A 23,943-nucleotide genomic window follows, 5' to 3' on the forward strand; every position below is an offset into this window, starting at 1 on the left:
TTCCGCCAGGTCCCCACCCAGCCGACAACCCTGCGCTGCGCCCTCCCCCGTGCTTGCCGTCGGCAGCGCGCCAGGCGCGTTCGCACCTGCGATTCACAGGAATCTGGCATGACCGTGTACGACCTTTCCTCTCTGCTGCAGCGCGCAGCTGCTGATCCGACCCGCCTGGTGATGCTCCCGCCGGGCATGGCCCGGCGCTACCAGAGCACCCCCAATGCGCGTAGCGGCCAGACGCAGGCGCTGGGCATCCGGGTGTCGGTCCTGGCGCTGGGCCTGCTGGCCTCGTTCGCCGCGCTGGCCGAGTCGACGCCGTCCACCCTGCCTTCGGTGCAGGTGCAGGAACAGCGCCGGGTGACCGGCGACTATGCCGGCGGACAGGTGGCCTCTGGCAGCCGCGTCGGCCTGCTCGGCGACAAGGACTTCATGGATACGCCGTTCAGTACGGTCAGCTACACCGAAGCCTTCATCCGCGACCGCCAGGCCAAGGACCTCACCGACGTCATCGCCGCCACCGACCCCACGGTGTTCAGCAACGGCGTCACCGGTTCCTGGAGCGAGAACTACGCCATCCGCGGCTTCGCCTCCAGCAGCAGCGACACCACCTTCAACGGCCTCAGCGGCATCGCGCCGTACTACCGCACCTCACCGGAAATGTTCGAGCGCATCGAGGTGTTGAAGGGCCCGTCCGCCCTGCTCAACGGCATGCCGCCGGGCGGCTCGGTCGGTGGCAGCGTCAACCTGGTGCCCAAGCGTGCGGATGACCAGCCATTGCTGCGGATCAGCGCCAACTTCGCCTCCGATGCGCAGTTCGGCACCCATGTGGATGTGGGCCGCCGTCTGGGCGCCGACAAGCAGTTCGGCATCCGCTTCAACGGCGCTTACCGTGATGGCGACGGTGCAGTGGGCAAGCAGAGCAAGAAGGTGCAGCTGGGCTCGCTGGCGCTGGATTGGCGCGGCGAGCGCGCCCGCCTGTCGGCCGATCTGTACAGCGCCGACGACCGCGTCGACGGCCCGGCCCGTGGTGTCGGCCTGGCACCGGGCGTCGCCATTCCCCGCCCGCCGCGAGGCGACACACTGATCAACCCGGACTGGGCCTACGTGGACAGCCAGGACAAGGGCGCGATGCTGCGTGGCGAGCTGGATATCATCGACAACCTGATGGCCTACCTGGCCTACGGCACCAGCAAGACCGACTACCGCTACAACGGATCGATCAGCGCGCAGATCCTCAACCCAGCCGGTGACTTCACTACCGTGATCGGCCAGCTGGCGTTCGACATCAAGAAGCAGTCCGGTGATGCTGGCCTGCGCGGCAGCTTCCGTACCGGCAGCGTCGGCCACCAGTGGGCTGCCAACGTGACCCATTACCAGCACACCCAGAACGACTACGGCCGCCGCAGCGTGCCGGGCTGGGACTGGACCACCAACCTGTACAACCCGGTGTGGGGCCCTGCCGCGCCCTTCATGGCCCCGCATATCTCGCACACCGAACTGCGGCTGGACAGCATCGGCTTCGCTGATACCTTGTCCTTCGCCGATGACCGCGTGCAGTTGACGCTGGGCGTGCGCCGTCAGCAGGTGGTCAGCGAGACCTTCAATGTCGCCAACGGTGCGCGCACCTCGCGCTATGACGAGAGCGCCACCACCCCGGCCGCCGCCCTGCTGGTGAAGGCCACCGATACACTTTCGGTCTACACCAACTACATCGAAGGCCTCAGCCAGGGCGCCACCGCGCCGATGACTGCTGCCAACGCCGGCGATGTGTTCGCGCCTTTCCGCACCAAGCAGAAGGAGCTCGGCCTGAAACTGGACCTTGGCAGCTTCGCGCACACCTTCAGCGTGTACGAGATCAAGCGACCGAACAGCTACACCGACCCGGTCACGAATGTCTTCTCGTTCGGTGGTGAACAACGGAACCGCGGCGTGGAATGGGGTTTCTTCGGCTCACCGCTGGATGGCGTGCGCCTGCTGGGTGGCATGGCCTATGTGCAGCCCAAGCTGACCCGCACGGCCGGTGGCGTGAATGAAGGCCGCATGGCCACGGCGGTTGCGCAGCGGCAGGCCAAGCTGGGCGTGGAATGGGATGTGCCTGCACTGGAGGGCTTTACCCTGACCGGCAATGCCACCGCCATGTCGAAGCAGTACATCAGCGCAGACAATAGCCTGTCGGTACCTGGGCGCACTTTGTTCGATGTGGGTGCGCGCTACAGCACCACCGTGGCCGGACGACCGCTTGCCCTGAGAGCGAGCGCGAACAACGTGACCAACAAGGCGTATTGGGGCATGCCGTTGCTTTCCAGCCTGGCGCTGGGGGCACCGAGAACGGTGTTGTTGTCGGCCACGATGGATTTCTGAAAGGCATCCATGGGCGGCGTGGGCGTACTGTAGAGCCGAGCCATGCTCGGCTCCGTTTCCTTTGATGAGCCGAGCATGGGCTCGGCTCTACAGAATGCCAGGCAATCCGCCAGAAGCATCCACGTATGGCGTGGATCTACCGACACAAGGCACGACCACCCATGCATTGATCAAGAAAGCACGCGCGCCACCACCGCCAGTACCAGCAGATGCCCCACGTAGTACCCATAGAACATCCAGCGCCAGCGTGGCAGTTGCCACTGCACCCGTGCGGCCAGCAGCACCACGGGAACTGCCAGCACGGCCCAGCCGTTCCGGTTGGCCCAGCACACCGCCGCCAAGGCAATCAGCAGCGTCCACCACGCGCGATGGCGGAACGCGATCCAGGCCAGCAGGACACTGCCGACTCCGGCCCACTGGTAGTCCACCAGCATCGGCAGTACACCCGCCGCCAACAACAGCAACAGGGGCCGGTTGTTGGCCAGCGCGTGCACCGCCACGGCAGCCAGGGCGAACGTGAGTAGGATGTTGAGCGGCAGCCAGGAGCCAAAGACCAAGGCATGCAGCGGTTGGGCGATGACGCCCCACAGGGCCAGGCGACGCATCGACTTGCGAAGGTCGGCGCCCGGTTGGGCCAGGTTGCAGGCCATCACCAGTGCGAACAGCGGAAAGGCGATGCGCCCCAGTTCAGTGACCACCGGCACGTAGCCACCGAACACCACCTTGGCCACGTGGTCGCCGGTCATGGCCAGCAATGCGATCCACTTCAGCAGCTCGCGGGCGCCACTGCCGAGGCTGATGCTGAACGTGGACGTCCTTGTCGTGGTCGCGTGCATCCCAGAAGCTTATGCGCATCGGCAAGCCCATTTCCAGCGTCCCGCAAGCAACACCCCCTGCCTCGGTCGGCGCGAGGCGCTATGCTGGCCGCCCCTGCTTGTGAGACACCCGCCATGCGCACTCTGTACCCAACCATCGAGCCGTACCGCGAGTTCACTCTGCCGGTAAGCGATCTGCACACGCTGCACATCGAAGAGTGCGGCACGCCGGAGGGCATTCCGGTGGTGTACCTGCATGGCGGACCGGGTGCGGGTATTTCGCCCACCCATCGCCGTTTCTTCGACCCGGCGCGCTACCGCATCGTGCTGATCGACCAGCGCGGCAGCGGTCGCTCCACGCCGTTCGGCGAGCTGCGCGACAACACCACGCAGGAACTGGTGGCCGACATCGAGAAGGTGCGCGAGCACCTCGGCATCGAGCGTTGGCTGGTCTATGGCGGTTCCTGGGGCTCGACCCTGTCGCTGGCCTACGCGCAGGCACATCCCGAGCGTGCCACCGGCCTGATCCTGCGTGGCGTATTCCTTGGCCGCGAGATGGAGAACCGCTGGTTCGCGGAAACCAACGGTGGTGCGCGCTGGATCTTCCCGGAGCGCTGGGATCGCTACGAGGCCTACATTCCAGAAGGCGAGCGTGGCGACATGATTGCGGCCTACTGGACGCGCATGGACAGCGCCGATGAGGCCACCCGCATCGCAGCCGCGCAGGCCTGGCTGGGCTGGGAAGACAACGCCGCCACCCTGCAGCACGACGTGGATGCTGTTTCTACGGACGACCCGCTGGACACGCTGGCCAAGGCCCGCATCGAAGCGCATTACTTCCGCAACGGTATCTTCCTGGAACCGAACCAGCTGTTGCGCGATATAGATCGCATCCGCCATCTGCCCGGCGTGATCGTGCAGGGCCGCTATGACATCATCTGCCCGCCGCGCAGCGCCTGGGACCTGGCCAAGGCCTGGCCGGAGGCAAAGCTGGAGATGGTGATCTCGGGACATAGCGCGAACGAGCCGGCGACGGTCGATGCGCTGGTGCGCGCCACGGACGCGTTTGCCGACCGGAACTGAAGAGAGGGGGTAGCGCCGGCCGCTGGCCGGCATCCCACTGTTCGAGGGCAGAGTCGACTGTCAGTCGACTGCTCTCGGCGGGAAGCCTAAAACCCCGCGCTGCGCGCGATAGTCGACTAACAGTCGACTCTACCCATCCGTCTCCCCGCAGCCGCCTCTGGGCCGTCGATCACGGCAGCCCGGTGAATGGCGGCTCACCGCCACCGGCCAGGCAGGCGGATTCTTCGCAGCTCGCTTACAGGCAGGCGCCGATGATCCGGCCGTGGCCACGGACAACCCTGGCCTACCTCCCTACTTCTGGAGCCTGCCATGACCGGTGTTCGCTATCTCCCCGTCGCTCTCGCACTTTGCGCGGGCCTGCTTCTCGGTGCGTGTTCCAAGACCCAGGATGCCAGCAAGGCCACCGCGGCCGAGGACGTAACCGAAGTGAAGCTGATTCCAGCCTATGAATCGCTGGACAAGGACAAGGACGGCATCGTCACCCTGGCCGAGGTGGATGCAGTGGCGCCCGACTGGGCCGAACGCCTGCACGCCTGCGATACCGATCGCAACAAGACGTTGAGCCGCGGCGAGTACGACGTGTGCAAGCAGACCAGCACCGCGCATTGATCCCTTTATGCGCCATCGATTGGCGCGATGCGTGGCCGGCTATACCAAGGTATAGCCGGGCTAACCCACGAGCCTCTAGGACTGCCCCATTCAGGGGCGGACAATAGCGCCACTGGCCAGGGCAACCCTGGCCAGCTCCCTCCCTTCATGGAGACGCAGATGGACCCCGACCCTGCCGGGCGCACCGCGCCCCGTATGCCCGCCTGTTGCCTGTTCCTGGCGCCCGCCCGCCGGTCCCCGCCTGCCTGAGTGACGGGGGATCGTCAGGCACCGCCTGCCTGGAGATCGCCCCCATGTCCTACAAGATCCTCTACATCACCCTGCGCCGCCTGATCGGCGAGCGCGATGTTGCCGCCCTGCGCAGCCAACTGCTGCAGCACGGCCCCGTGGTTTTCGCCCGTTCGCTGTCGCTCGGTTCGCCGCGCGTGGTCGCCGACGCACTGTCGCTGCTGCCGATCAGCGAGCGCATCAACGTGCTGCGCCATCTGCCCTACCCCCTTCGCGATGCGATGAAGCCGCTGTGCATCGGTGGCAGCCAGCGCCTGCATATGCAGCCGTGGTCACCGGCGGTACTGGCGATGCGCCACGCCTGATCCGTTGCATCCATTCCGTTCGTATTCCGGCCGCGGCCGGCTCTGACATTCAAGGAGTTCCCATGAGCCTGCTCAACGCCTGGTTCAATGCCTTCCTGCGCAGCCGTCGCGCAGGCAACCTGTTCGGCCGTCGCGCCATGCCCGAAGCCGGCTTCGGCCCGGGCAGCGCCGAAGCCGCACCGTTCGCGCTCACCACCGGCCTGGTGACCCTGTCGCAGCTGGACGAGCCGCGCCTGCTGGCCGCGCTCGACTCGCACGTCGATGGCCTCAGCCCGCATGAGGCCGAGGAGCGGCTGGCCACGCTCGGCCCCAACGAGGTCGATCACGAAAAGCCGCTTCCGTGGTGGCGCCATCTGTGGCAGTGCTACCGCAATCCGTTCAACCTGCTGCTGACCGTGCTGGCGGCGGTGTCCTGGCTGACCGAGGACATCAAGGCCACCGTGGTGATTGGTGCGATGGTGCTGCTGTCCACGCTGATCCGCTTCGTGCAGGAAGGCCGTTCCAACCGTGCCGCCGAGCGGTTGAAGGCACTGGTCGGCAACACCGCGCGCGTGCTGCGCCGCAATCCGGGCACCGAGGCGGCAGACGTTGCCGACCAGTATTTCGGTGCCCACCTGCACAGCCGTCGCCCGGCGCGGTTGCTGGACCTGCCGATCCGTGAGCTGGTGCCCGGTGACCACATCGTGCTGTCGGCCGGCGACATGATTCCGGCCGATTGCCGCGTGCTGACCGCCAAGGACCTTTTCGTGGCGCAGGCAGCGATGACCGGCGAGTCGCTGCCGGTGGAGAAGTTCGCGCACCCGGGCGATGGCCTGGCTGGTCTGCTGGAGCAGCACAACCTGCTGTTCATGGGCACCAATGTGGTGTCCGGCACCGCCACCGCCGTGGTGCTGGCCACCGGCAACCGTACCTACTTCGGCACCCTGGCCCAGCGCAGCACCGCCACCGACCGCGCGCCGACTGCGTTCCAGGCCGGCGTCAACAGTGTCAGCTGGCTGCTGATCCGCTTCGCGTTGGTGATGGTGCCGTTCGTGCTGCTGATCAATGGCTGGACCAAGGGCGACTGGACCGAGGCATTCCTGTTCGCGCTGTCGGTGGCGGTGGGCCTGACCCCGGAAATGCTGCCGATGATCGTCACCTCCACCCTGGCCAAGGGTGCGGTGCTGCTGTCGCGGCGCAAGGTGATCGTCAAGCGTCTGGATGCGATCCAGAACTTCGGTGCGATGGAAGTGCTGTGCACCGACAAGACCGGCACCCTCACCCAGGACAAGATCGCGCTGGAACGGCACACCGATGTGTTCGGTCACGATTCGGAGGATGTGCTGAAGTTTGCCTACCTCAACAGCCATTTCCAGACCGGGCTGATCAACCTGCTGGACCGTGCGGTGCTGGAGCACGTGGAGCTGCAGAGCTCGCTGCGGCTGTCGCAGGACTACCACAAGGTGGATGAGATTCCGTTCGACTTCGAGCGCCGCCGCATGTCGGTGGTGGTGTCCGAACGCGAGGACCACCATGAGCTGATCTGCAAGGGAGCAGTGGAAGAAATGCTGGCGGTGTGCAGCACCGTGCGCGAGAACGGCGAGGACAAGGCGTTGGATGAGCAGCGCCTGGCACGCGTGCGGCAGACCACGGAGGAACTGAACGAACAGGGCCTGCGTGTGGTGGCAGTGGCGATGAAGGAAACTGCTGCCAGCCAGACCGTGTATTCGCAGGCCGACGAATGCGGACTGACCCTGGTCGGCTACGTGGCCTTCCTCGATCCGCCCAAGGAGTCGGCCGCGCAGGCATTGCAGGCGCTGGCCGCGCATGGCGTGGAGGTGAAGGTATTCACCGGTGACAACGAACTGGTGACCGCCCGCGTCTGCGCGCAGGTCGGGCTGGAGGCAGACACCATTCTGACCGGTCCGCAGATCGAGCGCATGGATGACGGCGCGCTGTCACGGGCGTTGCACCACCACCGCGTGTTCGCTCGCCTGACCCCGCTGCACAAGGAGCGCCTGGTGCGCGAGCTGCGTGCGCAGGGCAAGGTGGTCGGTTTCCTCGGCGATGGCATCAACGATGCACCGGCGCTGCGTGCGGCGGACATCGGCATCAGCGTGGACAGTGCGGTGGACATCGCCAAGGAGGCGGCCGACATCATCCTGCTGGAAAAGAACCTGATGGTGCTGGAGGAAGGTGTGATCCAGGGCCGGCGCACCTTCAACAACATGCTGAAGTACATCCGCATGACTGCCAGCTCCAACTTCGGCAACGTGTTCTCGGTGCTGGTGGCCTCGGCCTTCCTGCCGTTCCTGCCGATGCTGCCACTGCAGCTGCTGGTACAGAACCTGCTGTACGACATCTCGCAGATCGCCATTCCGTTCGACAACGTGGACGAGGAGCTGGTGCGCAAGCCGCTGAAGTGGAACCCCGCAGACATTGGCCGCTTCATGGTGTTCTTCGGGCCGATCAGCTCGATCTTCGACCTGAGCTGCTTCGCGCTGATGTGGTACGTGTTCGATGCGCGCACACCGGCCGACCAGGGCCTGTTCCAGTCCGGCTGGTTCGTGGTGGGCCTGCTGACCCAGACGCTGATTGTGCACATGATCCGTACACCGAAGGTGCCGTTCCTGCAGAGCATCGCCGCGCCGCCGCTGCTGGTGATGACCGGCCTGATCATGGCCATCGGCGTGGCCCTGCCGATGAGTCCGCTGGCTGGCTACTTCAAGCTGCAGGCCCTGCCGACCGGCTACTGGCCGTTCCTGGTGGCGATCCTGTTCGGCTACGCGGTGCTGACCACCCTGCTGAAGAAGATCTACATCCGTCGCTACGGCTGGCAGTAAGCGCCCGCCGCCTGGTCCAGGGAGAAGCACAATGGACATCAATCCGAACCTGCCGGCGTTCAACGCCGGCGCGACCCTGAGCTCGTTGATCAGCCTCTCGGTGGCCTTCGTGCTTGGCACCGTCATCGGCTTGGAGCGACAGCTGCGCCAACGCACCGCCGGTCTGCGCACCAATACACTGGTGGCGGTGGGTGCGGCAGTGTTCGTGGACCTGGCCGTGCGCTTCCACGACCTGTACGGCGGCCCGCCGTCGCCACTGCACGTGGTGGCCTATGTGATCTCCGGTGTCGGCTTCCTCGGCGCCGGCGCGATCATGAAGGACGGCGCGCAGGTGTCCGGCCTGAACACCGCGGCCACCCTCTGGGGCTCGGCGGCGGTTGGCGCCTGTGCGGGTATCAAGCTGCTGCCCGAAGCGGTACTGGCGGCCGTGTTCGTGCTGGCCGCCAACACCCTGCTGCGGCCGGTGGTGAACCGCATCCAGCGGCAGCCGTTGCCGGAGGCATTCAGCGAGGCGACCTATGCGATCAACGTGGTCTGCCAACGTGAGCAGCAGGCCGAGGTGCTGGACCAGCTGTTGCTGCTGCTGGAACAGGCGCACTACCCGGTACGCGCGGTGGACCAGCGCCCGTTCGGCGAGCGTGACGTGGAGATAGAAGCGGTGCTGTACGCCACCACGGTCGATGCCGGCGAACTGGATGCGGTACTGGCCACGCTGGCGACCACCCCCGGCGTGCTGCAGGGGTTCTGGAACGCCAGCCTGGAGGAGTAGCCGCTCGGTAGTGCCGGCCGCTGGCCGGCAACACCGTCTACCACTTTGGTAGGTGCCGACCTTGGTCGGCACAACCCTGGAGATGCCGGCCAGCGGCCGGCACTACCGGGCATCGCTTTGGTGGATGCCCGCATCCACCCAAGGCGGCTTTGCTATCCTTCCCCCCCACGCCAGGGAGACGTCCCGATGCCATCGCTGTCGCCCCGCCGCCCGCTGGTGCTGCTGGCCCTGATCGTTGTGATGGCGGCGATCTTCCTGGTCGATACCGTCACCGACTACGCCGTGGCTGCGGCCTGCTTCTATGCAGCGGTCATCCTCGCCGCATCACGAGTGCTGAGTGCGCGCGGGCTGATCAGCCTGGCCATCGCCTGCATCGCACTCACCGCCCTGAGCTTCTTCCTCACCCGCTTCGGCACCTATCGCATCGGCCTGGTCAATTCGGTGATCGGCATGCTGGTGATCGGCATCACCACCTACCTCGCGTTGAAGATGGAAGCGGCCAAGGCCGCAGTGCAGGAAGCGCAGGGCCGGTTGCTGCGGGTGGCGCGCGCGTCGACCGTGGGCGAGCTGACCACCTCCATCGCACATGAAGTCAACCAGCCGCTGGCGGCCATTGCCAGCAGCGCCGAGGCCTGCCAGCGCTGGCTGGCACAGGACCCACCGAACGTCGACAAGGCCCGGCAGACCGTGTCCCGCATCCTGGACGATGCACATCGCGCCGGTGACGTGATCGCCCGCATTCGCGGCCTGACCCAGGGTGCGGCACCGGAACGACGCGCCTTCGACCTGAACCAGGCGGTGGAGGAAATGCTGGCGCTGTCGCGCAGCGAGCTGGACCAGCACGGCGTGGCCGTGGCCCTGCTGCTCGATGCCGACCTGCCGCTGGTTCAGGCCGATCGCGTGCAGGTGCAGCAGGTGATCGGCAACCTGATCCTCAATGCGGTGGACGCAATGGAGGCCGTGCCCGCCGCTGATCGACGCCTGTCCCTGTTGACCCAACGCGACGGACAGCGGATCAGCCTCAGCGTGCGCGACCGCGGTGTCGGCCTGCCAATCGACCATCCTGAGCGCGTGTTCGATGCCTTCTGGACCACCAAATCACACGGGCTGGGGCTCGGTCTCAGCCTGAGCCGTTCGATGATCGAGGCCAACGAAGGCAGGATCCGAGCCGAGCGCCCCAGCGGCGGGGGTGCCTGCTTTGTGTTTGACCTGCCCATCGCCACGGAACTTCCTCATGCGTAAGCCCGCTGCACCCGCCGCCGATCCAGCGCCCATCGTCTATGTGATCGATGACGATCCGTCGGTGCGCGCCGCGCTGGAAGACCTGCTCGCCTCGATGGGCCTGCAGGTACGGGCCTTCGCCTCCACCCAGGCATTCCTCGAGCACGAACTGGAAGATGCACCGGCCTGCCTGGTGCTGGATGTGCGCATGCCCGGCCAGAGTGGGCTGGAGTTCCATCGCACGATGGGCAGCCACGGCCTGCAGCTGCCGGTGGTGTTCATCACCGGCCACGGCGACATCGCGATGGGTGTCAACGCGATCAAGGACGGTGCCATCGAGTTCCTGACCAAGCCGTTCCGTGACCAGGAGCTGCTGGATGCAATCCACAAGGGGATCGACATCGACCGCCAGCGCCGCCGTGACGGCGAGGCACTGGACGCCCTGCAGAAGCGCTGGAATACCCTCAACCCCGGCGAGCGCGAGGTGGTCGACGGCGTGGTGCGCGGCCGCCTCAACAAGCAGATCGCCGGCGACCTCGGGGTGAGCGAGATCACCGTGAAGGTGCGCCGCGCACAGGTGATGCGCAAGATGGGCGCGCGTACGCTGGTCGACCTGGTGCGCATGTACGACCGCTTGCAGGCGGGCACCCCATGAGCGTGCATGTCGCGCTGCTACGCGCAGTCAACGTCGGCGGCACCGGCAAGCTGCCGATGGTTGAACTGGTGGCGATGTGCGAGGACGCAGGCTTCACCGACGTCCGCACCTATATCGCCAGCGGCAACGTGGTGTTCCGCAGCGGACTTGACGAAGCCGGCGTGCGGAAAGCCCTTGGCCAACGGCTGCAGGCCTATGCCGGAAAACCGGTGGGTGTGCTGGTGCGCTCGGCAGCCGAGATCGCGGCGGTTGCCGCCGGCAATCCGTTCCCGCACGCCGCCGGCAATCGTGTGGTCGCGCTGTTCGTGGATGAGGCACTGCCCACGGATCCCTTGACCGGGGTGACCGGCCTGCGCGATGAGCAGCTGGTGCTGGGTACACGCGAGATCTTCGTCCACTATGGCGACGGCATGGCCGACTCACGCCTGCGGATTCCCTATGCCCAGCAAGGCACCGCCCGCAACCTCAACACGGTCGGCAAACTTGCGGCAATGGCCGCCGCGCTTGGCCAGGCCACCCCAGGCGGTAGAGGGAGACGGTAGAGTCGACTCTACCGTGTGCTTCGCCCTGCATCCTGCACTTCCGTGTGATGGGTTGAATCCCGCTACTTCTTCGTCGCCAGCACGATCACCCCGGCAACCACCAGGCCGATGCCGCTCCACTCCCGCAGGCTCGGTCGTTCGCCCAGCAGCAGGTAAGCCAGCACGATCACCAGCACCACGCTGAACTTGTCGACCACCGCCACCTTGGCCAGTTCACCACTCTGCAGCGCGCGGAAGTAGAACAGCCACGAGGCGCCGGTGGCCAGTGCCGACAGCACCAGGAACAGCTGCGTGCGCCCCGGCAGCAGCAATGGATTCGACCACTTGCCGCTGATCACCACCAGCGGCAGGATCACCGCCGCCACCACCAGGGTGCGGATGGCCATGGCCAGATCCGAGTCGACGCCCTTGACCCCAACCTTGGCGAACAGCGCGGTCAGAGCGGCGAAACAGGCTGACAACCCGGCCCAGACGAGCCATTGCGGAACGCTCTGCATGTTGCGCCACTCCCGGCTCCAAGAGCACCCACCGCCAACGCTACTCCCATTGCCCGCCTGCGCAAGCAGTGCGAGCCGCCGTGTGGATCAGGCGCGTTGCAGACGGTGCTTCAACCGCGTATCCATCAACCCCACCGCCAGCAGCACCGCACTGGTCAGCCAACCGGCGGCCAGCAGATGGGTCTGCGGCAACACCACGCCCAGCAGGACCAGTGCCACCGCACCGATCAGATGCGAGTACGGTGCGCGCCCGTATACCACGCGCTTGTACAGCGCGCTGCCCAGCAGGTAGATCAATGGCCCTGCAACCAGCACGGCCGCATGCACCGGCGTCACCGCAGCGTGCGGGTGGTCCATGACCAGGTCATTGCCCACCGCCGTAGCGATGATCCCGGCGATCAGCAACGCGTGCACATAGTGGAAGTTGGCCCCCATCCGGCCCGGGTCTTCGGCATGGCTGATGGCCTCGGTGGCGTCGCGGCTGGAGATGCCGAAGTACAGCCACCACATGGCGATCGTGCCGGCGAAGGTGGCAAGCACCGCCGACACCACCGCCCCGCTCCACCGCTCGACTTCACTGAGCACACCACCGGTGGCCAGCAACGTCTCGCCCAGTGCAACGATGACGAACAGCTGGCAGCGCTCGGCCAGGTGCCCGCCCTCGATGGTCCACTCGCGGGTGTGCGAACGACCCAGCCCCGGGAACGCGAAGCCGAACATCGGTGAGACGTATTCGCACGCCACCGCCACCGCCCACAGCGCCAGCCGCGTATTCCCCTCGGCTGCCGCACCTGCCAGCCAGAAGCAGGCCGATACGCTCACCCACGCCAGCATGCGGCGGAAGTTCGGCGCCAGCGGGTGTGTGTGGCCGACCTCGAACAGCACAAAGGCGGTACGCCCGACCTGCATGGTGGCGTAGGCCCCGGCGAACACCCAGGCACGGTCGGCGAACGCCTCGGGAATGGACGACGACATCAGCAAGGCCAACAGCATGGTGGCAAACAGCAGGCCACGAATGCGCGGTGCCTCCGGATCGAACCAGTTGCTGACCCAGCAGGCGTACTGCCAGCCCAGCCACACCGCAAACCACAGCACCAGGGTCTGCAGCACGCCGGCCAGGTCCAGGTGATGCAACAGGTGGTGGCTCAGCTGGGTGACCGCGAACACATAGACCAGGTCGAAGAACAGTTCTTCGTAGGTCACGCGGGCGTGGTGGCCGTCGCGCTGGCGCAGGGCCGGCAATCGCAGTCGTGTACTCATGGCTTTCCTTCAGCGCGCCAGGCGCCAGTAGAGCAGGCCGGCCAGCAGGGCCGGCACCGCGAACACCAGCAGCAGGATCGGCAGTTCTTCGCGCATCCCGTAGCCGGCCTTGCTGACACCCACCCACAGGTTGGCCACCGTCACCAACAGCCAGGTGGCAATGAACGCGATCAGGGCCGTGGGCAGCTGTGAGGTGCCTACGCTCCACAGCCGTCCGAACAACAGGAACACTCCCAACAGCACAATGCCGCCCACCATCACCAGAAGCACATGCATGGTCCACCTCCTTGAGCCTGCAGGCAGGCTAGCCGTGGGCGATTCTGCGCTCCAGCCGATGATCGTGGATTCACTTTCCAGGCGCGGCGAACAATCGCCCTGGCGATCGCGGCATGGCAAACGAGAACAGTTCCCATTAGTATTGCGTCATTACGCAGGGATGACCTCCCGGCACCCGCCTTTCACCCTTGCTGCCCGTCCGGATGTCCCAGCCGACACTTCCCCGCCCACCTGCGCTGCCGCTGGTGACCTCGCTGGTGCGCCACTACGAGGAACTGGTGGACTACCTGCATCGCCGGTTCCGCTCGCCCGGGCTGGCCCGCGAAGTGGTACACGATATCTGTGTACGCCTGCTGGAACGTCCGGCCGTGCATGACGCCCGCCAACCGATCGCGCTGCTGCGCAGGATCGCCCACGACGCAGCGGTCGACCGCTGCCGCGCCGAGGACCTGCGCCGGCACTGGGTGGAGCCCCGCGCCGAGCTTCCCGAAGGCGCCTGCGAGCGCCCCGGACCCGAGCGCCAGGCGCAGGGCCAGCAGGCGCTGCAGCGGCTGACCGCCAGCATCGAGCGCATGCCCTGCCGGCGGCAGCAGGTGTTCATCCTGCACAAGATCCACGAGCTGCCCCAGACCGAAGTGGCGCAGCGGATGGGCATCGGCCTGAAGGCGGTGGAACGTCACCTGCGCCTGGCCATGGCCGACTGTCGGCTGCACGGTGCGCTGCGGTGAGCCCTGCATCACCCGATCCGGTACCGCCGTCGCCGCCCGCCGAACCGTCCGCCGAGGACACGCTCGATCAGCACCGGGAGGCACTGAAGGAGCGTTTCCCGTTGCCAGGCCCGGAGCAGCTGCAGCGGCGGCGCGGCGGATCTGGCGCGAAACGGGTACTGCCGGTGCTGTTGCTGGCGGCCGCTGGGCTGCTGCTGGCCGACCCGGCCTGGCAGGTGCGTGACTACCAGACCGCCGTCGGCGAGCGCCGCGACATCGAGCTGCCGGACGGCAGCCGCGTGCTGCTCGACGCGGGAACCCACCTGCAGGTCCGTCGCCACCTGCGTTCGCGGCGGGTACTGCTGGCGCAGGGCCATGCGCGCTTCGAGGTGCAGCATTCGGCGTGGCGCCGCTTCCAGGTCGATGCCGGGCCGGTACAGGTACGCAACTACGGCACGGTGTTCGATGTTGACCGCCAGGGCGATCTCAGCGAGGTCACGCTTTGGCGCGGCGAGGTCGGTGTCAGCGTGGATGGCGGCGGCACCGAGCAGCGGCTGAAGCCGGGGCAGCGCCTGCTGGCCCAGCCGGGGTCCCTGTCTCCGCCGGAAGCAGTGGATCCGGACCGGGCCGACTGGACCACCGGCCGGCTGCAGTTCGACCGCATGCCGCTGGCCGAGGTGCTGCGCATCCTGCAGCGCTATCACGACCGTCCGATCGTGCTGGACGACCCGGCACTGGGACCACTGCAGGTGTCGGGCGTGTTCGATGCCGACCGTGCCGAGACGGCGGTCGCCCTGTTGCCGGAGATCCTGCCGGTCCAGGTGCATACCGCCGCCGACGGCAGCCTGCATCTGCGTGCCCGCGATTGATTGCCACGCCGAGGGTGGGTTGCGCGCCGTCCCATCCGGCAAGTGCTTGAACCCTTCCGAAGGACCCCCGCATGATCCGCCCTGTTCCGCCTGCCGCGCTGCGCCGGCTGGCCCCCACCCTGCTTGCCGCCTGCCTGTGTGCGGCGCTGCCCGCCACCGCGCAGACCGCTGCGTCCGCACCTGTCGAACTACACCTGCCGGCCGGCCCGCTGCAGGCTTCGCTCACGACACTGGCGCGGCAGAGTGGCATCCAGCTGCTGTTCGCTGCCGATAGCGTAAGTGGCCGCAACGCGCCGGCCCTCGACGGCCGCTACACCCCGCACGACGCCCTGCAGCGCCTGCTGGCCGGGCAAGACCTGGCGATGCAGGAGCGCTCGCCGGGGGTGTTCGTGGTGAGTGCCGCGCCGGCATCCTCCAAGGCCCGCGCTCCGGCCCGGGCCTCGTCATCGGCAGCGTCCCCGGGCACGACCACTTCGCTGGCCCGCGTCACGGTATCGGCCTCGACCGCGCGTATGCCGCAGGGCGAGACCGCGATGCCCAACACCATCACCGTGCTGACCCGCGAGGACATCGCGCAGCAGCTGGCGCTGGGCTCGGATGTCTCGCGCGTGCTGTCGGCGCAGATCCCGGCGTTTGCCCCGGCGCGCGAGAAGATGTCCAACTACGGCGAAACCATGCGTGGCCGCGGCATCCTGTACATGGTCGACGGCGTGCCGCAGTCGACGCCGCTGCGCGATGGCTCACGTGATTCGCACACCATCGATCCGGCGATGATCGAGCGCATCGAGGTCATCCACGGCGCCAACGCACTGCAGGGCATCGGCGGTACCGGTGGCATCGTTAACATCATCACCCGCAGCGCGCCCAGCGAGCCGGGCGCCTTCCTGCTCGACACCAACGTCACCTACAGTTCGGCCCTGCCCAGCCGCCACGATGACAATGGCCAGCGCGGCTCGGCACTGGTCGGCGTACGCGGTGAGCGGTTCGATCTGGTGGCCGGCCTGGCCTATGAGAAGCAGGGCCTGTACCACGACGGCGAGGGCCGTTCGATCGGTACCAACGCGCAGGGCGAACTGATGGATTCGACATCGTCGAACGTGTTCGCCAAGCTGGGCTGGAACATTGCCGAGGGCCACCGCCTGCAACTGATGGCCAACCGCTACGAGCTGCGCGGGCTGGACAACTACCTGGCGGTGAACGGTGACTACCGCACCGGTCGCCCGACCATTTCGGTCCCCGGCGATACCCCGCTCGATCCGCCGATGAACCGCTCGCGCTCGCTGACGCTGGACTACAGCGCCGCCGACCTGCTCGGTGGCCACTTCCAGGCGCAGGCCTTCGCGGTGGACTTCGAAGGCCGTTATGGTGCCAGCCAGTGGGATCCGTGGGGCAACACCGGCGCGAACGCCGCCTGGGACCAGACCCAGAACGAATCGGACAAGCGTGGCTTCAAGCTGACCCAGAGCTGGACCCGCATCGCCGATACCACGCTGGACGTAACCCTGGGCCTGGACGGCCTGCGCGACCGCACCCACCAGGTACTGCTGGCCAGTGGCATGAACTGGGTGCCGCAGACCACCTACCAGAGCCTGTCGCCGCTGCTGCAGCTGCACTGGTGGCCAACCGACCACCTGATGCTCTCCGGCGGCCTGCGCTACGAAAAGGGCGAGCTGGAAGTAGGCGACTACACCACCCTGCCCCGCTACGGCGCGCGCAAGGTGGCAGGCGGCAAGCCGACCATGAGCGAGACCCTGCCCAACTTCGGCGCGGTCTGGTACATCAACGATCGCCTCAACGCCTACGCCTCGTATTCGGAAGGCTACACCGTGGCCGACGTCGGCCGCGTGCTACGTGCGATCAACCGCGACGGCCAGCGCGTGGACAATCTGATTGACCTGTCACCGGTGGTTTCGGACAACCGCGAGATCGGGCTGGAGTACGACGATGGCCGTTTCAGTGGCGATATTGCGTACTACACCTCCGAATCCAAGCTGGGCTCGGTGCTGATCTACGATCCGGGCATCGACGCCTATGCGGTGCAGCGCCAGGCCACCCGCGTGGAAGGTTTTGAAAGCAACCTGCGCCTGCGCTTGGGCGACAGCCGGCTGGGCCTGGGTTATGCACGCGCCAATGGCCGCTACGATGCCGACGTCGACGGCCGCCTCGACAGCGACCTGGCCGGCGTCAACATCGCGCCGAACCGGCTGACCGCGTTCTGGGAACAGAGCTGGACACCACAGCTGAGCACCCGCCTGCAGGCCAGCCACGCCTTCGACCGCGACTTCGATCTGCGTGGCGCGCAGGTGGCGGAGTTCAAGGGTTACACCACGATGGACCTGGTGGCCCGCTATGTACTGGACAAGCACAGCTTCACCCTGGGCGTGCAGAACCTGGCGAACAAGCAGTACATCAGCTACTACTCGCAGACCACGCCGTCGAACCCGAGCTATTTCTCGGGCCGTGGCCGAGTGCTGACGCTGGGGTGGCAGTACCAGTACTAAGCCTGCACAGGGCCCGGGGCGCAGCTGCCCCGGGCCGTGCTTCAAGCCTCGGATCACGCGGCGTAGCGTCGCTCACCCTGCAGCCAGGTCTCCATCACCTTCAGCTCGAGGACTCTTGCCGGATCGATCGTCAGCGGATCGCGATCAAGAATGACCATGTCCGCATACTTTCCGTACTCCAGGCTTCCGACAATGTCGTCCACCCGGCATTGCCATGCCGCATCGATGGTCACTGCGCGCAGCGCCTGTTCGACACTGATGCACTCTTCAGGGTTCAACACTTCGCCGCCATCACGCATGCGCCGGTTCACTGCGTTGTCGATGTAGCGCAACGGTTCGATGGTGGTGACGTTGAAGTCCGAGTGCAGCGAGATGCGAAGCCCGCCCGCCAGCGCCGACCGGCATGGATCGTACAGATCGGCGCGCTGCGGACCGAGGATGTTGTCGCGGAACGCCTTTCCCCAGTAGTACACGTGCCCGATCAGGAACGAAGGCGACACCTGCAGCTCGGCAAGCTGTTTGATCTGGTCCCCATGCAGCACGCTGCAATGCTCGATGCGGTGGCGATGATCGGCACGTGGCGTGTTGGCCAGTACGGTCTTGTAGACCTTCAGGGTGGTATCGATGGCCGCATCGCCATTGGCATGGATGCCGACCTGCCAACCGAGATCGTGGGCGCGCTGCACACCTTTCGTCAGCTGCTCCTGCGTGTAGTTCAGCGAACCCCGCTTGTCCGAGCCGAGGTAGTTCTCGCGCTGATAGCCGGTCTGCGCCTGGTTGGAGCCATCGGACCAGAACTTTATACCCGTCAGGCGGAAGCGGTCATCACCGTGGCCGGGCTTCAGCCCCAGTTCGACCCAGTCGTCCATCAGGTCCGAGGTGAGAAAGCCTGAATAGCGGATCGGCGGATTCTTCGCCATCACGCGATTGAGTACCTTGAGATCGGTCACGCCTCCGGTCCCGATGCCGGCATCATGCAGGCCGGTGCAGCCGGCCCTGGCCGCGTCCGAGAACAGTTGCTGGATCAACGCGACGTAGCGATCCTCGTCGGGGACCGGCATTGCCGCCATGAACGGCTTCATCGCGGGAGACTCCTGCATCCGGCCCGTCAGCTTCCCACCCTCGCGATCGTAACGCCCCTGCTCCGGATCGGGCGTCGCATCGGTTACTCCGGCAGCGGCGAAGCCCTTGCTGTTGCTGTAGGCGACGTGTCCGTTGGATTCAAGGACGAACACCGGATTATCCGCAGCGACCGCATCCAGCGCCTTCATGGTGATCGGCTCACCCGGCATCAGCGAAGGGTCAATGCCCTGCGCAACCACCCATTCGCCGGGTTTGCTCGCACTTGCGGCGGCACCAATCTTCGACAGCGCCTCGGCCAACGTGCGGGTACTGAACGGCGTCACATCCACCCAATCGGACAGCATCGCCATCGCCGAGTGCATATGCGGGTCGATGAAGCCTGGCAGCAGCGCCCGGCCGTGCAGGTCGACCACGTCGGTCTGGCGCCCTCGATGCAACATGACTTCCTCGCGGCTGCCCGTGGCCAGAATGCGTCCCTGGCGAACCGCGATGGCCTGCACCTTGCCCTTTGGCCCGAGCGTATGGATCGGACCGCCATGGAAGATCCTATCTGCCGGCCCTGCCAGATTCGGCGGCGGCGTAGCAGAGAACGCTGCCAGCGGTACGGCCGACCCGACCAGCGCCGCCGCACCCAATCCGACCATCCCGCCCAGAAACTCGCGACGTGCCTGCAGGAATGCTGCGGCTCCTGGATTGCACACAATGCACATGCGCCTGCTCCTTCCTTGTGGTCGCTGCAGGCTACCCTGCGCGATGCGAACACGTTGCGAACTGCATCGCCCTTTCACGGCAGTTGTCGCGCCAATATTCCGGCACCCGCAACGCCGGCTTATGGCAGGCATGAGGAATCATAGAAACGGCACCGGAAAGCGCCGTGCTAGCCTCGATCCACCTTCCCGATATACCTTTCACATGCGCCCGCACATGCTCGCCCTCTCGCTTGCAGCAGTACTCCCGATCGCCTGCGCCAGCGCCGCCGAGGCACCACTGCCGCAGTTGCGGGCCTACACCGTGGATGCTTCCTGGCTGCAGCCGATGGCACCGCTGCAGATTGCTGACCACACCTGGCAGATCGGCACCGAGAACCTGACCGCACTGCTGGTGCAGACCGCCGAGGGCGCAGTGCTGCTGGACGGCGGCATGCCACAGATGGCCGGCCACCTGCTGGACAACATGAAGGCGCGCGGCGTGGCCCCGCAGGACCTGCGTCTGATCCTGCTCAGCCATGCGCATGCCGACCATGCAGGCCCAGTGGCGGAACTGAAGCGCCGCAGCGGCGCGCACGTGGTCGCCAACGCGGAATCGGCAGTGCTGCTGGCGCGTGGCGGCAGCGATGACCTGCACTTCGGCGATGGCATCACCTACCCGCCTGCCAATGCAGACCGCATCGTGATGGATGGCGAGGTGGTCGAGGTGGGCGGCATCGAATTCACCGCGCACTTCATGCCGGGACACACCCCGGGCAGCACCGCCTGGACCTGGACCGATACCCGCGAGGGCAAGCCGGTGCGCATCGCCTATGCCGACAGTCTGAGTGCACCGGGCTACCAGCTGAAGGGCAACCCCCGTTATCCGCGCCTGGTCGAGGACTACAAGCGCAGCTTCGCGACGGTGCGGGCGTTGCCCTGCGACGTGTTGCTGACCCCTCATCCGGGCGCGAGCAACTGGGACTACGCTGCGGGTGCCAGGGCCGGTGCCAAGGCACTGACCTGCAAGGCCTACGCGGATGCGGCAGAACAGAAGTTCGACGCACAGCTGGCCAAGGAAACAGCCGGCGCCCGCTGATTCTGTCGAGCTTGCTCGACCGAAGCAGAGCAGTCGAGCATGGCTCGACGCCACAAAGAGCAAGCCGAGGGTGGGCTCGGCTCTACATTGGGCGCGCCGAAGGGTGCCGGTCAGGACGACCGGCACCGCCGCCTGTCAGCCGCCCTGCCCGTGCTGGGCAAACGGCTCGGTGGTGCCATCGTTGCGCACCAGTTCAACGGTGTACGGCTGCACGTAGCCATCCGGCATTTCCATGCCAGGCGAGCCGGCTGGCATGCCCGGCAGCACCAGGCCGCGCGCGGCCGGCGGCTCGGCCAGCAGTCGCTTGATGTCCTCGGCCGGGATGTGGCCTTCAACCACGTAACCACCGATCTCGGCGGTGTGGCAGGAGGCCTTGCCGACCGGCACACCCAGCCGGACCTTGATCGGGTTCATGTCATCAGTATTGCGCACATCCACCTGGAAGCCTTCGGCCTTCAGGTGGTCGACCCAGATGCCGCAGCAGCCGCAGCTGGCGGTCTTGTGCACGATGGCGATGGGCAGTGCCGGATCCACCTGCGACGGGCCGGCCTTGATCGGTGCCGCCGGGGCTTCGGTGGCAACCGGCGCGGCAGACGATTCTTCAGCAGCACGCGCGCAGGCGGTAGTGGCCAGCACGGTGCCCAGCAACAGGCTGAGGGAGAGAGAACGGTTCATGGTGTTGATTCCTTTGCAGATGCGGGCAACGCGGCCCGCTGCCTGCGCGTCGAAGGCACAGGCAGAGTCGAGAGTGAGTCGAGCAGCTACGGCAGGCGCTTGAGGCCTGCAGGGAATCACACGATGGGAGGGCGTAGCGGATCCGGCAACGGAGGCGGTGCGCGTTGCTGGGTGCTGGCGGGCAAAGGCGCCTCACGCCAGGGTGACGCCGGGGTTCCGCTCAGGGTGGCCAGCATGCCGAGGCTGGCCGGCGGGCATTCGCACTCATTGCTCTGGCAGACCGTTGATGCTGCCTCGTCGCAGCATCCGGGCATGGCAGCGGAATGCGGTGCGGCGCAATGGTCCGCGCTGGACTGCGCCGCGTACGAGGATGAGGCAACCGCAAGCGCCGGTGCATTCAGCACCAGGGCAAGGAGAAGCATCCATCTCAGCAGCAGGCCAGGCAGGTTCACCCGTTGATGATAGCCGATGAACGCATCACGCAATCGCCGCTGCCATCGCCTGCATCCGCACCGGAATCGACTTGGCCGCCGGGGTGCCGCTGACCCGATCGTAATAGTCCAGCGGTAGCAGCGGGTTCAACTCGGGGTAGTAACCGGCCAACGCGCCGCGCGGCATCGGGTAGTCCAGCACGGTCAGGCCCTCGATGCGTCGGTTCACGCCGTCGCCGCTGATCGTCTCCAGGCTGACCAGTGCTTCCTTCTCCAGCCCGCGTGCCAGCCGGTCCTCGATGTTCATGAACAACACCATGCGGTCGTTGTAGACGCCGCGATAGCGGTCGTTGTAGCTGTAGATGGTGGTGTTGTACTGGTCGTGCGAGCGCACTGTGGCCAACCGCAGCATCTCGGGGTCATCCACGGGCGCGTCCACGTCCAGCCCCGGCATCACCAGGATGTTGGCCTTGCCGTTGGGCGTGGGCCACACGCGACGGCGCGGTGGAATGTCCAGATGGAAGCCGTGCGGCTGCTGGATGCGCTCGTTGAAGCCGGTGTAGATATCCGGGTACACCGCCGCGATCAGCTCGCGGATGGGTGCGTAGTCATGCATGCACCCGGCCCAGTCGACCTTGCTGTGCGGCAGTGTTGCCATCGCCATGCGGCAGACGATCTCGACCTCCGGGAGCACGTCCGTGCTGACCGGCTCGAGCACGCCGCGCGAAGCGGTCACGTTCGACATCGCGTCTTCGATGGTGACGAACTGCTCGCCGGCAGGCGTAACGATGCGCTCCGAACGCGCGACTACCGGCAGGATCAAGGAATCGCGGCCATGCACCAGGTGACCCCGATTGAGTTTGGTGGCGATGCCGACCGTCAACTCCAGGCCACGCATGGCCTCATACGCGCGCGTTGTATCGGGCACGGCGTGGATGAAGTTGCCCCCCATACCGATGAACACCTTGGCGCTGCCGTCCAGCATCGCCTCGATCGATTCGACCACGTGATGACCGTGCTCGCGCGGCGGATCGAAGCCGAACACCTGCTGCACGCGGTCCAGATAGGCTGGCTTGGGTTTCTCGTCGATGCCGACGGTACGGTCGCCCTGCACGTTGGAATGGCCACGGATCGGCCCGATGCCTGCGCCGGGCTTGCCGAAGTTGCCACGCAGCAACAGCAGATTGGCCACCTGCTGCAGCAGGGTCGAACCATACTGATGCTGGGTCAGGCCCATGCCGTAGCAGATCACCGTGGCCTTGGAGCGGATGTAGATCTCGGCGCAGCGGCGGATCTGCGCCTGCGTGATGCCGGAGACCTGCACGATCTCGTCCCAGTCCTGCGCCATCACATCTTTGCGCAGTGCGTCCAGGCCCACCGTGTGCTCGGCCAGGAAATCGTGGTCAAGCACGCGCTCGCCCTGCGCTTCGCGCTCGAACATTACCTTCATCATGCCCTTGATCAGGGCCAGGTCGCCGCCGATGCGGATGTGCACGAACTCGCTGGTGATCTCGGTCGAACCGAACGTGGCCATCTGCACCATGTCCTGCGGCTCGGCGAAGCGGATCAGCGCGCGCTCTGGCATCGGATTGACCGCCACGATCGGGATGCCGCGTTTGCGCGCCTCGACCAGGTTGCTCATCATCCGCGGCGAATTGGTGCCGGTGTTCTGGCCGATCACGAAGATCGCCTCGGCGTGCTCGAAATCCTGCAGCACGATGGTGCCCTTGCCCACGCCGATGGCCGGCGGCAGGCCGCGGCTGGTCGGCTCGTGGCACATGTTCGAGCAGTCCGGGAAATTGTTGGTGCCGAACTCGCGCACGAAGATCGAATACAGGAACGCGGCTTCGTTGGGTGTACGGCCGGAGGTGTAGAACTCGGCCTGGTGCGGGCTGTCCAGCGCCTGCAGATGACGGCCGATCAAGGCAAACGCCTCGTCCCAGCTGCAGGGAACGTAATGATCGGTGGACGCGTCGTAGCGCATCGGCTCGGTCAGCCGGCCCTGCATTTCCAGCCAGTAGTCGGTCTGCGCCATCAGCTCGGTGACCGTGTGCTGGGCGAACAGCTCGCGGCCGGCACGGAACTGGGTGGCTTCCCAGGCCAGCGCCTTGGCACCGTTCTCGCAGAATTCCAGCTTCTTGCGTTCGTCGGCATCGGGGAACGCACAGCTGGGGCACTTGAAGCCACCGGGCTGGTTCATCGCCAGCAGCGCCTTCGAGCCCTTGCCGATCACACTCTGCTGCAACAGCACCTTGGCCGTGGCACCAGCGGCACCCCAGCCACCGGCCGGCTGGTTGTAGGGCTTGTAACGCGGCGGCTTCTGCTCGGACATGTTCGGGAACCTGGCGGGAGGAACACAACAATCAACGGCACGAGACGGGCCCGATGCGGCTTC

The 23,943-nt window shown here is 66.3% G+C and carries 20 protein-coding genes; 13 read left to right on the forward strand and 7 right to left on the reverse strand.

Annotated elements, in window-relative coordinates:
• Window positions 1-108: 108 nt before the first annotated feature.
• A complete protein-coding gene (locus DI041_RS00620; RefSeq protein ID WP_136637962.1) occupies window positions 109-2,355 on the forward strand; it encodes a TonB-dependent receptor in 2,247 nt (748 codons plus the stop codon).
• 170 nt (window positions 2,356-2,525) lie between these two features.
• Here DI041_RS00620 and DI041_RS00625 read toward each other — a convergent pair whose 3' ends face one another.
• Window positions 2,526-3,191: a TraX family protein gene (locus tag DI041_RS00625; protein WP_046982558.1), complete on the reverse strand. Its 666-nt coding sequence runs from the start codon at window positions 3,189-3,191 to the stop codon at window positions 2,526-2,528.
• Between the two features lie 114 nt (window positions 3,192-3,305).
• On the opposite strand from DI041_RS00625, the gene pip reads away from it, so the two are divergent.
• The 8 genes from pip to DI041_RS00665 all read left to right on the forward strand — a co-directional run bounded on the left by pip (window position 3,306) and on the right by DI041_RS00665 (window position 11,464).
• On the forward strand, window positions 3,306-4,253 hold the full coding sequence (gene pip, locus DI041_RS00630; protein ID WP_136637961.1) for a prolyl aminopeptidase: 948 nt from the start codon (window positions 3,306-3,308) through the stop codon (window positions 4,251-4,253).
• A 309-nt stretch (window positions 4,254-4,562) separates the two neighbouring features.
• Window positions 4,563-4,862, forward strand: coding sequence for an EF-hand domain-containing protein (locus tag DI041_RS00635; protein ID WP_136637960.1), 300 nt, complete (start codon window positions 4,563-4,565; stop codon window positions 4,860-4,862).
• 293 nt (window positions 4,863-5,155) lie between these two features.
• Complete coding sequence (locus tag DI041_RS00640; protein ID WP_046982556.1) at window positions 5,156-5,455, forward strand: hypothetical protein; 300 nt, start codon at window positions 5,156-5,158, stop codon at window positions 5,453-5,455.
• Window positions 5,456-5,517: 62 nt separating this feature from the next.
• Complete coding sequence (gene mgtA, locus DI041_RS00645) at window positions 5,518-8,277, forward strand: magnesium-translocating P-type ATPase (protein WP_136637959.1); 2,760 nt, start codon at window positions 5,518-5,520, stop codon at window positions 8,275-8,277.
• 31 nt (window positions 8,278-8,308) lie between these two features.
• The gene (locus DI041_RS00650; RefSeq protein WP_012511185.1) at window positions 8,309-9,046 is read left to right on the forward strand and encodes an MgtC/SapB family protein; all 738 of its coding nucleotides are present in this window, start codon (window positions 8,309-8,311) and stop codon (window positions 9,044-9,046) included.
• Window positions 9,047-9,232: 186 nt separating this feature from the next.
• Window positions 9,233-10,288, forward strand: coding sequence for a sensor histidine kinase (locus DI041_RS00655; protein ID WP_046982554.1), 1,056 nt, complete (start codon window positions 9,233-9,235; stop codon window positions 10,286-10,288).
• Window positions 10,281-10,922 (forward strand): response regulator transcription factor, encoded by a 642-nt coding sequence (locus DI041_RS00660; RefSeq protein ID WP_136637958.1) that lies wholly within the window; start codon window positions 10,281-10,283, stop codon window positions 10,920-10,922. The genes DI041_RS00655 and DI041_RS00660 overlap by 8 nt, the downstream gene beginning before the upstream one ends.
• Entirely contained in the window at window positions 10,919-11,464 is a 546-nt protein-coding gene (locus DI041_RS00665) for a DUF1697 domain-containing protein (RefSeq protein ID WP_136637957.1), read from the forward strand. Before DI041_RS00660 ends, DI041_RS00665 begins: the two co-directional genes overlap by 4 nt.
• Before the next feature lie 62 nt (window positions 11,465-11,526).
• On the opposite strand, the gene DI041_RS00670 is transcribed toward DI041_RS00665, so the two are convergent.
• From DI041_RS00670 to DI041_RS00680, 3 genes are all read right to left on the reverse strand, one after another.
• Entirely contained in the window at window positions 11,527-11,961 is a 435-nt protein-coding gene (locus DI041_RS00670; RefSeq protein ID WP_136637956.1) for an EamA family transporter, read from the reverse strand.
• Between the two features lie 87 nt (window positions 11,962-12,048).
• Window positions 12,049-13,221, reverse strand: a complete 1,173-nt coding sequence (locus DI041_RS00675; protein ID WP_136637955.1) for a low temperature requirement protein A — start codon at window positions 13,219-13,221, stop codon at window positions 12,049-12,051.
• 9 nt (window positions 13,222-13,230) lie between these two features.
• Window positions 13,231-13,497: a hypothetical protein gene (locus DI041_RS00680; RefSeq protein ID WP_006369821.1), complete on the reverse strand. Its 267-nt coding sequence runs from the start codon at window positions 13,495-13,497 to the stop codon at window positions 13,231-13,233.
• A 203-nt stretch (window positions 13,498-13,700) separates the two neighbouring features.
• Here DI041_RS00680 and DI041_RS00685 point away from each other — a divergent pair, with 203 nt between their 5' ends.
• The 3 genes from DI041_RS00685 (at window position 13,701) to DI041_RS00695 (ending at window position 17,574) form a co-directional block, all read left to right on the forward strand.
• Window positions 13,701-14,225, forward strand: coding sequence for an RNA polymerase sigma factor (locus tag DI041_RS00685; protein WP_136637954.1), 525 nt, complete (start codon window positions 13,701-13,703; stop codon window positions 14,223-14,225).
• Window positions 14,222-15,073 carry a FecR family protein gene (locus DI041_RS00690; RefSeq protein ID WP_136637953.1) on the forward strand — a complete coding sequence of 284 codons (852 nt, stop codon included), beginning with the start codon at window positions 14,222-14,224 and terminating at the stop codon, window positions 15,071-15,073. Before DI041_RS00685 ends, DI041_RS00690 begins: the two co-directional genes overlap by 4 nt.
• Window positions 15,074-15,144: 71 nt before the next feature.
• Window positions 15,145-17,574, forward strand: coding sequence for a TonB-dependent receptor (locus DI041_RS00695; RefSeq protein ID WP_046982546.1), 2,430 nt, complete (start codon window positions 15,145-15,147; stop codon window positions 17,572-17,574).
• Between the two features lie 53 nt (window positions 17,575-17,627).
• On the opposite strand, the gene DI041_RS00700 is transcribed toward DI041_RS00695, so the two are convergent.
• A complete protein-coding gene (locus DI041_RS00700) occupies window positions 17,628-19,499 on the reverse strand; it encodes an amidohydrolase (RefSeq protein ID WP_211195168.1) in 1,872 nt (623 codons plus the stop codon).
• Between the two features lie 70 nt (window positions 19,500-19,569).
• Between DI041_RS00700 and blaL1 the strand changes: the two genes are divergently transcribed.
• On the forward strand, window positions 19,570-20,442 hold the full coding sequence (gene blaL1, locus DI041_RS00705) for a L1 family subclass B3 metallo-beta-lactamase (protein ID WP_136637952.1): 873 nt from the start codon (window positions 19,570-19,572) through the stop codon (window positions 20,440-20,442).
• 135 nt (window positions 20,443-20,577) lie between these two features.
• Here blaL1 and DI041_RS00710 read toward each other — a convergent pair whose 3' ends face one another.
• Together DI041_RS00710 and DI041_RS00720 are read right to left on the reverse strand one after the other, a co-directional pair.
• Complete coding sequence (locus DI041_RS00710; protein WP_136637951.1) at window positions 20,578-21,117, reverse strand: DUF411 domain-containing protein; 540 nt, start codon at window positions 21,115-21,117, stop codon at window positions 20,578-20,580.
• A 477-nt stretch (window positions 21,118-21,594) separates the two neighbouring features.
• The gene (locus DI041_RS00720) at window positions 21,595-23,880 is read right to left on the reverse strand and encodes an FdhF/YdeP family oxidoreductase (RefSeq protein ID WP_136637950.1); all 2,286 of its coding nucleotides are present in this window, start codon (window positions 23,878-23,880) and stop codon (window positions 21,595-21,597) included.
• Between the last annotated feature and the right edge of the window lie 63 nt (window positions 23,881-23,943).

The organism is Stenotrophomonas maltophilia (genome assembly GCF_004920835.1).
Taxonomy (GTDB): domain Bacteria; phylum Pseudomonadota; class Gammaproteobacteria; order Xanthomonadales; family Xanthomonadaceae; genus Stenotrophomonas; species Stenotrophomonas maltophilia_AQ.

Bases quoted from the DNA above. Each gene is read 5' to 3' on its own strand.
- blaL1 (WP_136637952.1), top strand. From the start codon at position 19,570: ATGCGCCCGCACATGCTCGCCCTCTCGCTTGCAGCAGTACTCCCGATC.
- mgtA (WP_136637959.1), top strand. From the start codon at position 5,518: ATGAGCCTGCTCAACGCCTGGTTCAATGCCTTCCTGCGCAGCCGTCGC.
- DI041_RS00665 (WP_136637957.1), top strand. From the start codon at position 10,919: ATGAGCGTGCATGTCGCGCTGCTACGCGCAGTCAACGTCGGCGGCACC.
- DI041_RS00720 (WP_136637950.1), bottom strand. From the start codon at position 23,880: ATGTCCGAGCAGAAGCCGCCGCGTTACAAGCCCTACAACCAGCCGGCC.
- DI041_RS00670 (WP_136637956.1), bottom strand. From the start codon at position 11,961: ATGCAGAGCGTTCCGCAATGGCTCGTCTGGGCCGGGTTGTCAGCCTGT.
- DI041_RS00640 (WP_046982556.1), top strand. From the start codon at position 5,156: ATGTCCTACAAGATCCTCTACATCACCCTGCGCCGCCTGATCGGCGAG.
- DI041_RS00685 (WP_136637954.1), top strand. From the start codon at position 13,701: ATGTCCCAGCCGACACTTCCCCGCCCACCTGCGCTGCCGCTGGTGACC.
- DI041_RS00660 (WP_136637958.1), top strand. From the start codon at position 10,281: ATGCGTAAGCCCGCTGCACCCGCCGCCGATCCAGCGCCCATCGTCTAT.
- DI041_RS00710 (WP_136637951.1), bottom strand. From the start codon at position 21,117: ATGAACCGTTCTCTCTCCCTCAGCCTGTTGCTGGGCACCGTGCTGGCC.
- DI041_RS00635 (WP_136637960.1), top strand. From the start codon at position 4,563: ATGACCGGTGTTCGCTATCTCCCCGTCGCTCTCGCACTTTGCGCGGGC.
- DI041_RS00650 (WP_012511185.1), top strand. From the start codon at position 8,309: ATGGACATCAATCCGAACCTGCCGGCGTTCAACGCCGGCGCGACCCTG.
- DI041_RS00675 (WP_136637955.1), bottom strand. From the start codon at position 13,221: ATGAGTACACGACTGCGATTGCCGGCCCTGCGCCAGCGCGACGGCCAC.
- DI041_RS00625 (WP_046982558.1), bottom strand. From the start codon at position 3,191: ATGCACGCGACCACGACAAGGACGTCCACGTTCAGCATCAGCCTCGGC.
- pip (WP_136637961.1), top strand. From the start codon at position 3,306: ATGCGCACTCTGTACCCAACCATCGAGCCGTACCGCGAGTTCACTCTG.
- DI041_RS00620 (WP_136637962.1), top strand. From the start codon at position 109: ATGACCGTGTACGACCTTTCCTCTCTGCTGCAGCGCGCAGCTGCTGAT.
- DI041_RS00700 (WP_211195168.1), bottom strand. From the start codon at position 19,499: ATGCCTGCCATAAGCCGGCGTTGCGGGTGCCGGAATATTGGCGCGACA.
- DI041_RS00680 (WP_006369821.1), bottom strand. From the start codon at position 13,497: ATGCATGTGCTTCTGGTGATGGTGGGCGGCATTGTGCTGTTGGGAGTG.
- DI041_RS00655 (WP_046982554.1), top strand. From the start codon at position 9,233: ATGCCATCGCTGTCGCCCCGCCGCCCGCTGGTGCTGCTGGCCCTGATC.
- DI041_RS00695 (WP_046982546.1), top strand. From the start codon at position 15,145: ATGATCCGCCCTGTTCCGCCTGCCGCGCTGCGCCGGCTGGCCCCCACC.